This is a genomic window from Azospirillum sp. NS33, assembly GCF_059703765.1.
The window spans coordinates 74,905-88,186 of record NZ_BAAKJB010000001.1 but is presented as its reverse complement, the minus strand read 5'-3'; the positions used below and the strand labels follow the sequence as shown (position 1 = coordinate 88,186).

The window sequence follows — 13,282 nt, the reverse complement described above, 5'->3', positions numbered from 1 at the left end:
CCGTCAGCCCGCGTCCTTCAGGACGCCGCGCTGGACCTGGTCGCGCTCGATGCTCTCGAACAGCGCGCGGAAGTTGCCTTCGCCGAATCCCTCGTCGCCCTTGCGCTGGATGACCTCGAAGAAGATCGGGCCGATCACCGTCCGGGTGAAGACCTGGAGCAACAGGCCGCCGCCGGGCGCCCCGTCGACCAGCAACCCGTCGCGGCGCAGGCGCTCCAGGTCCTCGCCGTGTCCGGGCAGGCGCTCGGCCAGCATGGCGTAGTAGGCGTCCGGGGGCGGCGGCATGAAGGCGTTGCCCTGGGCCCGCATGGCCTCCACCGTCGCGTAGGCGTCGCGGGTGGCCAGCGCCACGTGCTGGATGCCCTCGCCGCGGTAGGCGTCCAGGTACTCCTCGATCTGGTCCTTGCCGCCGTGGCCCGCCGACTCGTTGATGGGAATGCGGATCTTGCCGCAGGGGCTGGTCATCGCCTTGGACTTCACCCCCGTCAGCTTGCCCTCGATGTCGAAATAGCGGATCGGCCGGAAATTGAAGAGGCGGGTGTAGAAGTCCGCCCACTCCTCCATCCGGCCGCGGTGGACGTTGTGGGTGAGGTGGTCGATCTCGACCAGGCCGACCCCCTCGGGCTCGGCCGGCTCGGCCTCGTCGAACTCGAAATCGACGTCGTAGATCGAGCGCTCGCCGTAGCGGTCCACCAGGTGGATCAGGCTGCCGCCGATGCCCTGGATGGCGGGGATGTTCAGCTCCATGGGGCCGGCGGTGCCGGGCACCGCCTTGGCGCCCAGGGACCGGGCCCGCTCCAGCGCGTGGCCGGCGTCGGCGACGCGGAAGGCGATGGCGCAGATGCTCGGGCCGTGGACCCGGGCGAAGGACTGGGCGAAGCTCTCGGGCTCGGCGTTGACGATGAAGTTGATGCCGCCCTGGCGCCACAGCGTCACCCGCTTGCGGCGGTGCCGGGCCACCGGCCGAAAGCCCATGGTGGCGAACAGGCGCTCCAGTTCGGCCGGATCGGGGGCGGCGTACTCGACGAACTCGAAGCCGTCGGTGCCCATGGGATTGGCCTCGGAAACCAGCGCCGTCTTGCGTCGCGTGCTCATGCCTCACCTCCCTCGGGATGGCTTGTCCTCCGAACAAAGTGGGTGCGTCGCCCCCGTTCGCCACGCGCTCTTCCGGGGCAGGCCCAGGGAAAAACATTTCAAGATGGCAACAATCAAGATCTCGCACTGTCTGTGGCGGTGTCGGCCCAGGCCCGGGCGATCCGGGGCATGTTGATCTCGATCCAGTCGGCAAGGCCGCGCACCCGCTCCGCCGCCTCCCGACCCAGGGGGGTGAGGCTGTACTCCACATGGGGCGGCACCACGTCGCGGGCGACGCGCCGCACCAAGCCATCGCCCTCCAGCCAATCGAGGGTCTGGGCGAGCATCCGTTCGCTGACCCCGCCGATGGCCCGCCGCAGTTCGCTGTAGCGGTGGGTGCGGATCTCCAGGGCGATCAGCACCAGGACGCCCCAGCGGCTGGTCATGTGCTTCAGCACCGCACGGGACGGGCACTCGGCGGCCATCAGGTTGCCCCGCCTCATCTGGTGGGACAGCGGTTCGGGCAGGTCGGCGGGGGCGAGCGGACGGTCGGGCATGGGGTGGCTCCGGCAGCGGCGAGGAAATCTCACACTAACAGAAATGTACGTACTTCCGAAAAGGAAGCAAGTGCCTTAGATCCCCACCATCACCCCTGACGGAGACACCCGATGACCCTCGCCATCACCGGCGCCACCGGCCAGCTCGGCCGCCTCGTCGTGGCCGCGCTGGCCGCGCAACCCGCCATCCCGCCGCTGCTCGCCCTGGTGCGCCAGCCCGCCGCGGCCGCAGACCTGGGCATCGCCGCCCGCGAGGCCGATTACGACCGCCCCGAGACCCTGGGCCCCGCGCTGGCCGGCGTCGACACCCTGCTGCTGATCTCCTCCAGCGCGATCGGGCGCCGGGTGCCCCAGCACCGCGCGGTGATCGCCGCGGCGGCGGCGGCCGGCGTGCGGCGGATCGTCTACACCAGCCTGCTCCACGCCGACCGCTCGCCGCTGTCCCTGGCCGATGAGCACCGCGCCACGGAGGCCGAGCTGAAGGCGTCGGGCATCCCCACGACCATCCTGCGCAACGGGTGGTACACGGAGAACCACACCGCCGGGCTGGGCGGCGCCCTGGCCGCCGGTGCGCTGATCGGCAGCGCCGGCGAGGGCCGCATCGCCGCGGCGGCGCGCGCGGATTACGCGGCCGCGGCGGCCGCCGTGCTCATCGCCGAAGGGCATGCCGGTGCGACCTACGAACTCGCCGGCGACACCGCCTTCACCCTGCCCGAACTCGCCGCCGAGCTGTCCCGGCAGAGCGGACGGACGATCCCCTACCGCGACCTGCCCGAGGCGGAGCATGCCGCGGCCCTGATCGCGGTCGGGCTGCCGGAGGTCATCGCCCGCCTGGTGGCCGAGGCGGACACCGCCGCCGCGACCGGTGCGCTGTTCGATGACGGACGCCGCCTGTCGGCCCTGATCGGCCGGCCGACCACCTCGTTGGCGGCCGCGGTCGCCGCGGCGCTGCGGTGACCCACGGGGGCATGACCGCCTGACGAAACGGGCCGGCCGGGGTGGTCCCCGGCCGGCCAGGTGGCGGCTGTGTTTTTGCTCTTGCCGTTGACCGGGAGACCCGGTCCGGTGGCCGATCAGTGGAACTGGTCGGCCTCGGTGGAGTCCTTGTAGGCCGTGGTGGACGACATGCCGCCGGACACCGCCATGGACACCGCGTCGAAGTAGCCGGTGCCGACCTCGCGCTGGTGCTTGGTCGCGGTGTAGCCCAGGCGCTCCGCCTCGAACTCGGCCTGCTGCAGCTCGGAGTAGGCGGCCATGCCGCGCTCCGCGTAGCCCTTCGCCAGCATGAAGGCGGCGTAGTTCAGGGAGTGGAAGCCCGCCAGGGTGACGAACTGGTACTTGTAGCCCATGGCGCCCAGCTCGGCCTGGAACTTGGCGATGGTGGCCTCGTCGAGGTTGGCCTTCCAGTTGAAGCTGGGCGAGCAGTTGTAGGCGAGCTGCTTGCCCGGGAACTCCTTGTGGATGGCCTCGGCGAAGCGCCGCGCCTCCTCCAGGTTGGGCTTCGACGTCTCCCACCACAGGCTGTCGGCGTAGGGCGCGTAGGCGAGGCCGCGGGCGATGCAGTGCTCCACGCCCATGCCCTTCTTCAGGCGGTAGAAGCCCTCCGGGGTGCGGCCATCGGCGAAGTCGATGAAGGGGTGGTCGCGCTCATCGACGTCGGAGGTGATGAGCTGGGCGCTCTCCGCGTCGGTGCGGGCGAACAGCACGGTGGAGGTGCCGCAGACATCGGCCGCCAGGCGGGCCGAGTTCAGGGTGCGGATGAACTGCTTGGTGGGCAGCAGCACCTTGCCGCCGAGGTGGCCGCACTTCTTCTCCGAGGCGAGCTGGTCCTCGAAATGGACGCCGCCGGCGCCCGCCTTGATCATCGCCTTCATCAGCTCGAAGGCGTTGAGCGGGCCGCCGAAGCCGGCCTCGGCGTCGGCGATGATCGGGGCGTACCAGTAGGTGTCGCTCCGGCCCTCGGCGGTGTCGATCTCGTCGGCGCGGCGCAGGGTGTTGTTGATGCGCTCCACCACCGCCGGCACCGAGTTGGCGGGGTACAGGCTCTGGTCCGGGTACATCTGGCCGGCCAGATTGGCGTCGCCGGCGACCTGCCAGCCCGAGAGGTAGATGGCCTTCAGCCCGGCCTTCACCGCCTGCATGGCCTGGTTGCCGGTGAGCGCCCCCAGGGTCGGCACGAAGGGCTCCGTGTTCAGCAGCTCCCACAGGCGCGTGGCGCCCATCTCGGCGAGCGTGTGCTCGATCCTGACGGAACCGCTGAGCCGCTTCACGTCGGCGTCGGTGTAGTCGCGGCGGATGCCTTCCCAGCGCCGGGCGTGGATGGCGGCCTTGGTCGTGTCGTCGATGACGGGCATTGCGTGTTCCTCATGGTCCGACTGGGCGACCGGATGGGGTGTCGTGGTCCCTCCCCCCTCCGGGTGATCTTCTTGTCGTGGCGCCGCATCGCAGCGCAGCACCTGATTGACAGTAGTGACGAAACACGTGGGGCCGCAATAAGTGCTTGTTTGTAAAGTGGTCATTTTGTAAACTGCCTGTAATATGTTTCTGTAAATCCGTAAACCCTGTAAATCCGCAACTCTTGCAGAATCCGACGGGACGGTCCGGGCGTGGCGCAGATGGACAAGAAGGCGATGCTGGGGCCCAAGGTGCGCCGCTTGCGGCGCGAGCAGGGGCTGACCCAGGCGCAGATGGCCGATCAGCTCGGCATCTCGGCCAGCTACCTCAACCTGATCGAGCACAACCAGCGGCCGGTGACGGTGCCGCTGCTGCTGAAGCTGGGCAACACCTTCGGCGTCGACATCCAGACCTTCGCCGAGGATGAGGAGAGCCGGCTGGTGGCCGGCCTGCGCGAGGTCTTCGCCGACCCGCTGTTCGAGGCGTCCGACATCAAGAACCAGGACTTCAAGGAATTGGCGGCGGTCGCGCCGACCCTGGGCCAGGCGGTGGTCGCGCTCTATCAGGCGTACCGTGGCCAGCGCGCCGACCTGGAGGCCCTGTCGGAGCGCATGGCCGACCGCGACAAGCTCCACCTGGTGCAGAACGCCACCTTTCCGCTGGAGGAGGTGCGCGATTTCTTCCACGCCCATCACAACCACTTCCCCGAGCTGGAGGAGGCGGCCGAGGCGCTGTGGGCCGACGCGCGGCTGGAGCACAGCGACATCTACGGCGGTCTGGTGGAGTGGATGCAGACCCAGCATGCCGCCCGTGTCCGCCTGATGCCGGCCGAGGTGATGGGCTACGCCGTGCGCCGCTACGACCGCCACGGCCGGCGCATCCTGCTGTCGGAGATGCTGGCCCCGTCGGGGCGGGCGTTCCAGCTGGCCTGCCAGATCGCCCTGTTGCGCCACCGCGACCTGTTGAACCGCATCGTCGACGGCGCCGGCCTGTCGGGCGACGAGGCGCGGCGCCTGGCCCGCATCGGCCTGTGCAACTACTTCGCCGGCGCGGTGCTGATGCCCTACGACCGGTTCCTGGAGGCGGCGCGCCAGGTCCACTACGACATCGACATCCTGCGCCGCCGGTTCGACGCGTCGTTCGAGCAGGTGTGCCACCGCCTGACCACCCTGCAGCGCCCGGGCGCCAAGGGCGTGCCGTTCTTCCTGATCCGGGTCGACGCCGCCGGCAACGTCTCCAAGCGCTTCAGCGGCGCCGGTTTCCATTTCGCGCGCTTTGGCGGGGCGTGCCCGCGCTGGATCGTCTACGAGGCCTTCCGGACGCCGGGCAAGATCCACACCCAGCTTGCCAAGATGCCGGACGGCACCACCTATTTCTCGCTGGCCCGCACCGTGGTGAAGGCCAGCGGCGGCTACCGCAGCCCGCCCCAGCAGTTCGCCATGGCGCTGGGCTGCGACGTCGCCCATGCGGCGCAGATCATCTACGCCAGCGGCACCGACCTGGAGAACTCCGACGCGGCCACCCCGATCGGCGTGAACTGCCGGCTCTGCCCGCGCCTGGATTGTTCGCAGCGGGCGTTCCCGCCCCTCAACAACCGGTTGATCGTGGACGAGAACCTGCGTGGCCTGACACCCTACCTGTTCGCGCCGCCGGCGACGGATGGGCGGTGAGTTTCACGCAAGAGGTTGGTTTATCTAATGGAATAACACACTTTCCGTGCGGGCATTTTTTTGTGGCGCTGCGGCGGCGAGGTGGTTTATCGATACCGGCGCGCTGCCCGGCGCAGAGCGAAGGAACCGAAGGCGACCGCAATCCATGAGCAACATTCTCCGGGAACGAGTCCTGCGGGTCCATCACTGGACCGACACCCTGTTCAGCTTCACCACCACCCGCGATCCGTCATTCCGGTTCCAAAACGGGCAGTTCACGATGATCGGGCTGGAGGTCGACGGGCGGCCCCTGCTGCGCGCCTACTCGATGGCCAGCGCCAACTACGAGGAGACGCTGGAGTTCTTCTCGATCAAGGTGCCGAACGGGCCGCTGACGTCGCGCCTCCAGCACCTCGCGGAGGGGGACACCGTCCTGGTGAACCGCAAGGCGACGGGGACGCTGCTGGCGGACAACCTGCTGCCGGGGCGCACCCTCTACCTGCTGTCCACCGGCACCGGCCTGGCGCCCTTCCTCAGCGTCATCAAGGACCCCGAAATCTACGACCGCTTCGAGCGGGTCGTGCTCACCCACACCTGCCGCACCGTGGCGGAGCTGGCCTACCGCGAGATCATCACCGAGAGCCTGCCGAAGAACGAGTTCTTCGGCGCGATGGTGACGGAGAAGCTGATCTACCACCCCACGGTGACCCGCGAGCCCTTCGCCAACCAGGGGCGCATCACCGACCTGATCCGCAGCGGCAAGCTGTTCAGCGACATCGGCCTGCCGGCGCTCGGCCTGGACGACGACCGGGTGATGATCTGCGGCAGCCCGGAGATGCTGGCCGAGTCCACGGCCCTGCTGGAGGAGCGTGGCTTCGTCATGGGCAACATGGGCGAGCCCGGCCACTTCGTGATCGAGAAGGCGTTCGTCGAACGCTGATCGGCCGCGCCACCACGCGGGCGGTGGAATAAGCGGGGCCGGCGCGGCGTTTGTCGCGGTGACCGGGCGCCCCGCCTCGATCCCGGCGCGATTTCCGTGCTATGGCTGGGCCTTCGCCGCACCGCACCCTGGGCCCCCATGCGCATCCTTTCCGTCGTCGCCGTCCTTCTCGCCGCCGGCCTCGCCAGCCTTGCGGCCTGGTACCTGCCCAACCGGCCGGTGCCCCTCGACCCGCTGCCCTCGGCCACCCTGCGCAGCGTGTCCTACGCCCCCTTCCGCGACGGGCAGAGCCCGCTGGCCGGTGACGTCGCGACGCCGGAACAGATCGACGAGGACCTGGCGGTGCTGTCGCGCCAGGTGGCGGGCATCCGCACCTACACCTCCCTGGAAGGCATGCAGGCGGTGCCGGAGATCGCCCGGCGCCACGGGCTGACGGTCACCATGGGCGCATGGTTGTCGAGCGACGTGTCCGTCAACGAGGCGGAGATCGCGTCGCTGATCGACCTCGCCACCCGCTACCCCGACGTCATCACCCGGGTCATCGTCGGCAACGAGGTGCTGCTGCGCGGCGAGCTGGCGCCGCAGCGCCTGGCCGGCTACATCCGCCGGGTCCGGACGGCGATCCGCCAGCCCGTGTCCTACGCCGACGTCTGGGAATGGTGGCTGAAGTACCCGCGGATGGCCGAGGAGGTGGACTTCATCACCATCCATCTCCTGCCCTACTGGGAGGACATCCCGGCCGGGGTGGAGACGGCGGCGGAGCACATCGCCTGGTCCCACCGCACCATCGCCGAACGCTTCCCGGGCAAGCCCATCCTGGTGGGCGAGACCGGCTGGCCGACCGCCGGGCGCTCGCGCGGGCCCGCCGCCCCGGGGCTGGTGGAAAAGGCCCGCTTCGTCAACCGCTTCGTCCGCCTCGCCGAGCGGGAAGGCTTCGACTACAACATCATCGAGGCGTTCGACCAGAACTGGAAACAGACGCTGGAGGGCACCGTGGGCGGCCATTGGGGGCTCTACACCGTGGACCGCCAGGCCAAGTTCCCACTGGCCGGGCCGGTGGTCGAGAATGTCCGCTGGCCTCTTCATTTCGGGATCGCAACGGCAGCGGGCTACGCGCTTCTGGCGCTTGTCCTGGTCGGCGCCCCGGGCCTCGGGGTGGCGGGCATCGCGGCGCTGGCGGTGCTGACCCAAGGAATCGCCGGCGGCACCGTGCGGGCGGCCGAGGTGGCGTTGCACTGGAACTATTACTGGCACGACCTCGCGCTGGCCGGCGCCATGCTGGTCCTGTCGACGCTGCTGGCGGCGGCGGTCCTGGCGGCGGCGCGGCGCTGCCTGACCGGCGGCACCGCCGGGGACGGGGCGCTGGCGTGGCTGGGCCGGGCGAGCGGCACCGTGCTGGCCCTGGTGGCCGTGGTGTGGAGCCTGCTGATCGTCGTCGACGGTCGCTACCGCGACTTCCCCAACACCGACTTCCTGGTTCCGGCCTTCTGTCTTTTCGTTCTCGGAATAATTGGGGTTGCGGTCCGACCGGCCGGGGTCGGTCGGCGGGCGGCCTTCGCCGCGGCGGCGCGGTTCCACGCGCCAGCGGCCGCCGGACCGCGCCGGCTGGACGCGTGGATCGGCCGGGGCCTGATGGCGGGCGCCGCTTTGATCGTGCTGGCCGAAGGGGTGCTGCCGGTCGACGCGCCGCTGCGCGGGTGGATCAACGGCACCAGTGCGGCCCCGCTGAGCGCCATCGACTGGGCCTCGCCCAACCGCGAGGCGCTGGCCTGGGCCCTGCTGCAGGCCGTGCTGGCCCTGCCGTTCGTCCTCTCCGCCCGGCCGGCCACCACCACCGGCACCGCCGGCACCGCCGGCAGCGGGGCGACGGCGGCGCCGCGCGCCGAGCGCCCGCCCCTCGGCCCCGCCGGGGCGGTCGCCCCGCTCGACTCCAACTGAGCCGCCGGCCCGGCGGGGCCGCGGTCAGACCGTGAAGGGCCGGTCGTGGGTCAGCGACGGGATCATCCGGCGCGCCTCGGCCACCCGGTCCAGGTCGAGGTCGGCGGTGATCACCCCCACCGCCTCGCCACCGCCGTCGGCCAGGATCTCGCCCCAGGGGCTGACGATGAGGGAATGGCCGTAGGTCTTGCGGCCCTGGTCGTGGGTGCCGACCTGGGCCGGTGCGACCACGAAGCACCCGGTCTCGATGGCGCGTGCCCGCAGCAGGACGTGCCAATGGGCCCGGCCGGTGGGCACGGTGAAGGCCGCCGGCACGGTGAGGATGGCGGCGCCGGCCTGGGCCAGCGCCCGGTAGAGATGGGCGAAGCGGACGTCGTAGCAGACGCTCAGGCCGACGCCGCCCCACGGGGTGCCGGCCACCACGGCCCGGTCGCCGGGCCGGAAGGTGCTGGATTCGCGGTAGCTTTCGCCGCCCTCCAGGTCGACGTCGAACATGTGGATCTTGTCGTAGCTGGCGGCCACCGTGCCGGCGGGGTCGAACAGCATGCTGCGGTTGGCCACGGTCTCGCCGCCCTCCAGAAGGACGCCGATCGACCCGGCGAGCAGCCACGCCCCGGTGTCCCGCGCCAGCGCGGCGAAAAAGGGAATGGCGGGGTGCTCGTCCGCCGGGCGGACGCGGGCCAGCACGTTGCGCCGTCCCTGGACCACCATGGTGACGTTCTCCGGCGTGGCGATGAACGCCGCGCCGGCATCACGGGCGCGGCGGATCAGGTCGCCGGCCGCCGCGAGGTTGGGGGCGATGTCCGGCCCGGCGTTGACCTGGACGCACGCCGCCTTCAGCACCCCCGCCATCTCAGCCCAGCCCCAGCATGGGGTCGAGGGTGCCGGCGCGGTCCATCGCGTGGATGTCGTCGCTGCCGCCGACCGGCGCGCCGTCGATGAAGATCTGGGGCACCGTGGCGCGGCCCTCGGCGCGCTGGATCATCTCGTCGCGGCGGCCGGGATGCAGGTAGAGGTCGATCTCCTCGTAGGCGACCCCCTTGCCATCCAGCAGCCTCTTGGCGCGGATGCAGTAGGGGCAATAGGGCGTGGTGTAGATGACGACATCGGCCATGGGGCGGTTCTCCCTCGCAATCAGCGGATAATATGGCGTCGTCCCGCCGCTTCGCCACCGTCAGCCGCCGCGCACCACGCGGGCCAGGGTCAGCACGTCGACCCGCGAGGCGCCGGCCCGCAGCAGCACCCGGGCGCATTCCGCCACCGTCGCCCCCGTCGTCAGCACGTCGTCGACCACCACCACCGGCCGCCCGGCCACCAGCGCCTCACGCCCCGGCCGCAGGGCGAAGGCGCCGGCGACGTTGCGCTGGCGCCCCTGGCGGTCGAGCCCACCCTGGCTGCGGGTGCGGCGCCGGCGCACCAGCAGGTCGGGCGCCGCCGGCACCCCCGCGGCGCGGCCGATCGCCTGGGCCAGCAGGGCGGACTGGTTGTAGCGGCGGGCGAACAGGCGCCAGCGGTGCAGCGGAACCGGAACCAGCAGCCCGGCGTCCTCCAGGAGGGTGGCGCCGGCGCGCGCCATCCAGGCGCCGAAGGCGGCGGCGGCGTGGGTGCGGTCGCCGTGCTTGAATCCCAGCACCAGGGGCCGGCTGGCGTCGTCGTAGACCAGCACCGAGCGGGCGCGGGCGTAGGCCGGCGTGCCGGCGACGCAGGCGCCGCACAGCGTCTCGCCGGGGACCGCGTACTCGAAGGGCAGGCCGCAGCACGCGCACAGCGGGGCGGCGATGAAGGTCAGCCCGGCCCAGCACCCGGGGCACAGGCCGCCGTGGCGGTCGACCGTCTCGCCGCACGACAGGCAGCGCGGCGGCAGCAGGGCGTCCAGGGCCGCGCCCGCCAGCCGGGCCAGGGTTGCCGCCGCCGCCATGGCGCTCAGTTCAGGTTGGCGATGCGATCGAAGATCATCATGGTGTAGTCGTGCAGCGCCAGGTAGATCGCCGGCGCCGTGACGAACAGGACGGCGATGGTGGCGAAGATCTTGAGCTGCTGCTGCAGGTTCGGGTCCTGGATGTGCGTCACCGCCTGGAACAACGTCACCACAAGGCCGATGCCGGTGCTGACCAGCAGGGCCGGCATGGCGATCTTGATGATGACGATCAAGGCTTCGTAGGAGGCGGCGATGGCCTCGGGCACGCCCATGGTGCGGCTCCCGGATGCGGACGGCGGTCAGTGTAGCACGGCCGCCGCGGGGGACGAACGCCGCGCCGCGCCGGTGGTGGCGGGGATGCGCGGGAGCGCGTTCACGTGGGTGGCCGCGCGGCCCCGCCCGGCCCGTCGAGGCAGTCCTCGACCAGGTCGACCAGCGCGCGCTGGCGGAACGGCTTGCGCAGCGTGTGGGTGGCGCCCAGCCGCGTGGCGATCTCCAGATAGTCGAAATTGCCGGCGCGGCCGCCGCCGGACATGACGATCACCTTGACCTCGGGCCGCGCCTGGCGGGCCTCGATCAGGGTCTCGATGCCCTCCTTCCCCGGCATGATGACGTCGACCACCAGGACGTCGACCGGCGCCTTGCGCAGCATGGCCACGGCCTGGTTGCCGTCGCTGGCGCAGACGACGGTGTGACCGGCGCGCTCCAGCATGGTCCGCACCATCGTTCGGATCTGCAGTTCGTCGTCGGCCACCAGGATGCGGGCCACCGCGGTGTCTCCTCCGGTTTGCGGTCAGGGTGCCCCGCCGCCGGGATGGGTTTCATCCCATGGCCTCCGGAAAGCGCTGGGCATAGAGATCGTACAGGTCGAACGGCTCGACCGGGCCGGGGGCGGCGACGTGGGGCATCAGGCCGCCCCCGTCGATGTAGTCGAAACCGGCGCCGACGGCGGCGGCGAGGAGGCTCGTGGAGCCGACGCCGTGCAGGTAGCTGCGCAGGCCGTAGCGGGAGGCGCGGGCGCGGAACAGCTCGATCTTGCGCACGATCTGGGGCTCGGGCAGGGCGGTCCCGCCGACGTCGGTGCCCACGGAATACGCGCCGAGGCCGACGAAATCGTCGAACCGCGCCCGTTCGATGTCGACCCGGACCAGGACGGCGCGGCCGAAGGGCCTGAGCGTGGCGACGAGCGGCGCCACCTGCAGCCCCGACAGGCTGCTCGGCGGCTCCAGGATCTCCCACACCAGCGACGGGCGCAGCGTGGGCTCCACCGCCCGGCACAGCGCCGTGTAGTCGCGGGTGGCGCGGCCGCCGACCAGCGTCGAGTGGTGGACCGGCACGACGACGACGCTGCGCCGTCCGCTCTTCAGCAGCGCGACGGCGTCTTCCAGGGCCTGGCGCAGCACCGTCCGGTCGAGCGTCGCGACGAGCTGGCTGTCGGCCTGGTCCGGCAGCAGGGCGTCGCCGACGATGTAGCGCCGGCCGATGTGCGCCGCGGGCTCGCAGAGGAAGGCGTTGATGACCCGCCGCCCCACGTGCCACATCGGGCGGTACAGGAACGAGAGGTTGGCGGCGTCCAGGGCGTCGGCGTCGACCGTCGCGTCCTGCAGGCCGACGTGCCGGTCGCGCAGCACCGCCTCGGCGCGGCCGATCAGGGCCCGCACCGCGCCGAGACGGGCGTCCTCGGCCACGCCGGCGCCCGCGGCGGCACCGGAGGACGCCAGCGCCGCCTCGGCCTGGCGCAGAAGCTCGAGCATGCAGTCCAGGCGGGCCATGACGTCGCCGCCGCCCGGCGCATCGGGCAGGGCCGCGAGCTGGCGCCGTGCCGCGGACACCGCCCGTCCCACCCCGTCCACCCCGCCATCGGCGCCGCCGTCCGCCGCCGGGCCGTCCGCCGCCGGGCCGTCCGCCGCCGTGCCGTCCGCCGTGCCGTCGCCGGGTGGTCCGCGGCCGGCGGCGCCGCCGTGCCGGGCGTCGCGCGCGCTGTACTGCTGGGCGTTGGCGAGCACCTCGTTCAGCGCCCCGGCGACGTCGGTCGTCTTCAGGGCGAGCGCACCGTCCATCGGCGCCACCGCGCTGCAGACGTCGATGGCGTCGAGGCAGGAGGTCTGCCCCAGCAGCTTGCCGGCGATCTCGTCGGCCAGCAGCGCGCATTTCAAGCGCGCCTCGGCTTCGGACAGGCCGTCCAGCATGATGATGTAGACGCCGTCGTCGAAACGGCTGAACACGTCGCGTGGCGACAGGCGGCGCGCCAGGGTGAGCCGGATGAGCTGGTCCACCTTCTCCGCCAGAAGCGGCCAGCGGTCGCCGTACCGCTCGGCCAGCCGGGACAGGTTGAGCAGGTTGACCCGGCCGCCGATCGCCGTCTCTCCGCGCGCCACCGCATCGCGCAGACGCGCCTCCAGGCTGCCCGCCGGCGCCCCCGCCGCTGCCGCTGCCGCTGCCGTCGCCGGTGGGGCCGGCGTCACGGCCGGCCCGGGGGAGGCGGCACCGGGCGGGGCGGCGGCGGGCGGGGGGGGGGCGGCTGGGCCGCCCGGCGGGTCCGCCCGCCGCGCCGCGGCCTTGAGAAGTCTCTGCGCAACCGACCACATGGGCAATCCGCTGGGTTCCGGCTCCGGACCGACCGGAGCGCCGCTACCACGACGGGCAACTATACCGATGGATGGAGGGGAAATGCCACTCTTGCGAAACGGGGCGGATCGGACACCAGGATTGCGCATCTGCGAACCGGAGGTATACACTTTCATCATACGAGGAAGGGACGGCTGGCGGCGGAGCCCGCTCGCGAGGGATGGTGGTGGTGGCTGCGGCACAA

At 71.5% G+C, this 13,282-nt stretch carries 13 protein-coding genes; 4 read left to right on the top strand and 9 right to left on the bottom strand.

The window, feature by feature from the left end; all coding sequences use genetic code 11:
• Nucleotides 1-3: 3 nt before the first annotated feature.
• Nucleotides 4-1,095: a 4-hydroxyphenylpyruvate dioxygenase gene (hppD, locus tag AC6H2I_RS00375; RefSeq protein ID WP_497498489.1), complete on the bottom strand. Its 1,092-nt coding sequence runs from the start codon at nt 1,093-1,095 to the stop codon at nt 4-6.
• 113 nt (nt 1,096-1,208) lie between these two features.
• Nucleotides 1,209-1,631 carry a winged helix-turn-helix transcriptional regulator gene (locus tag AC6H2I_RS00370; protein ID WP_497498488.1) on the bottom strand — a complete coding sequence of 141 codons (423 nt, stop codon included), beginning with the start codon at nt 1,629-1,631 and terminating at the stop codon, nt 1,209-1,211.
• A gap of 111 nt (nt 1,632-1,742) precedes the next feature.
• Between AC6H2I_RS00370 and AC6H2I_RS00365 the strand changes: the two genes are divergently transcribed.
• Nucleotides 1,743-2,588: an NAD(P)H-binding protein gene (locus AC6H2I_RS00365; protein ID WP_497498487.1), complete on the top strand. Its 846-nt coding sequence runs from the start codon at nt 1,743-1,745 to the stop codon at nt 2,586-2,588.
• 116 nt (nt 2,589-2,704) lie between these two features.
• Here AC6H2I_RS00365 and aceA read toward each other — a convergent pair whose 3' ends face one another.
• Nucleotides 2,705-3,985, bottom strand: coding sequence for an isocitrate lyase (gene aceA / locus AC6H2I_RS00360; protein WP_497498486.1), 1,281 nt, complete (start codon nt 3,983-3,985; stop codon nt 2,705-2,707).
• Between the two features lie 261 nt (nt 3,986-4,246).
• Here aceA and AC6H2I_RS00355 point away from each other — a divergent pair, with 261 nt between their 5' ends.
• The 3 genes from AC6H2I_RS00355 to AC6H2I_RS00345 all read left to right on the top strand — a co-directional run bounded on the left by AC6H2I_RS00355 (nt 4,247) and on the right by AC6H2I_RS00345 (nt 8,552).
• On the top strand, nt 4,247-5,695 hold the full coding sequence (locus tag AC6H2I_RS00355; RefSeq protein WP_497498997.1) for a helix-turn-helix domain-containing protein: 1,449 nt from the start codon (nt 4,247-4,249) through the stop codon (nt 5,693-5,695).
• Between the two features lie 145 nt (nt 5,696-5,840).
• Nucleotides 5,841-6,614, top strand: coding sequence for a ferredoxin--NADP reductase (locus AC6H2I_RS00350; RefSeq protein ID WP_497498485.1), 774 nt, complete (start codon nt 5,841-5,843; stop codon nt 6,612-6,614).
• Between the two features lie 138 nt (nt 6,615-6,752).
• Complete coding sequence (locus AC6H2I_RS00345; protein ID WP_497498484.1) at nt 6,753-8,552, top strand: glycoside hydrolase family 17 protein; 1,800 nt, start codon at nt 6,753-6,755, stop codon at nt 8,550-8,552.
• 24 nt (nt 8,553-8,576) lie between these two features.
• On the opposite strand, the gene AC6H2I_RS00340 is transcribed toward AC6H2I_RS00345, so the two are convergent.
• The 6 genes from AC6H2I_RS00340 to AC6H2I_RS00315 all read right to left on the bottom strand — a co-directional run bounded on the left by AC6H2I_RS00340 (nt 8,577) and on the right by AC6H2I_RS00315 (nt 12,935).
• Complete coding sequence (locus AC6H2I_RS00340) at nt 8,577-9,404, bottom strand: carbon-nitrogen hydrolase family protein (RefSeq protein WP_497498483.1); 828 nt, start codon at nt 9,402-9,404, stop codon at nt 8,577-8,579.
• A 1-nt stretch (nt 9,405) separates the two neighbouring features.
• A complete protein-coding gene (gene grxC, locus AC6H2I_RS00335) occupies nt 9,406-9,666 on the bottom strand; it encodes a glutaredoxin 3 (RefSeq protein ID WP_497498482.1) in 261 nt (86 codons plus the stop codon).
• A 60-nt stretch (nt 9,667-9,726) separates the two neighbouring features.
• A complete protein-coding gene (locus tag AC6H2I_RS00330) occupies nt 9,727-10,470 on the bottom strand; it encodes a ComF family protein (RefSeq protein ID WP_497498481.1) in 744 nt (247 codons plus the stop codon).
• Nucleotides 10,471-10,475: 5 nt separating this feature from the next.
• On the bottom strand, nt 10,476-10,742 hold the full coding sequence (locus tag AC6H2I_RS00325; protein WP_497498480.1) for a flagellar biosynthetic protein FliQ: 267 nt from the start codon (nt 10,740-10,742) through the stop codon (nt 10,476-10,478).
• Between the two features lie 101 nt (nt 10,743-10,843).
• Entirely contained in the window at nt 10,844-11,239 is a 396-nt protein-coding gene (locus AC6H2I_RS00320; RefSeq protein ID WP_497498479.1) for a response regulator, read from the bottom strand.
• 52 nt (nt 11,240-11,291) lie between these two features.
• Nucleotides 11,292-12,935 carry a hypothetical protein gene (locus AC6H2I_RS00315; protein WP_497498478.1) on the bottom strand — a complete coding sequence of 548 codons (1,644 nt, stop codon included), beginning with the start codon at nt 12,933-12,935 and terminating at the stop codon, nt 11,292-11,294.
• Nucleotides 12,936-13,282: the final 347 nt, after the last annotated feature.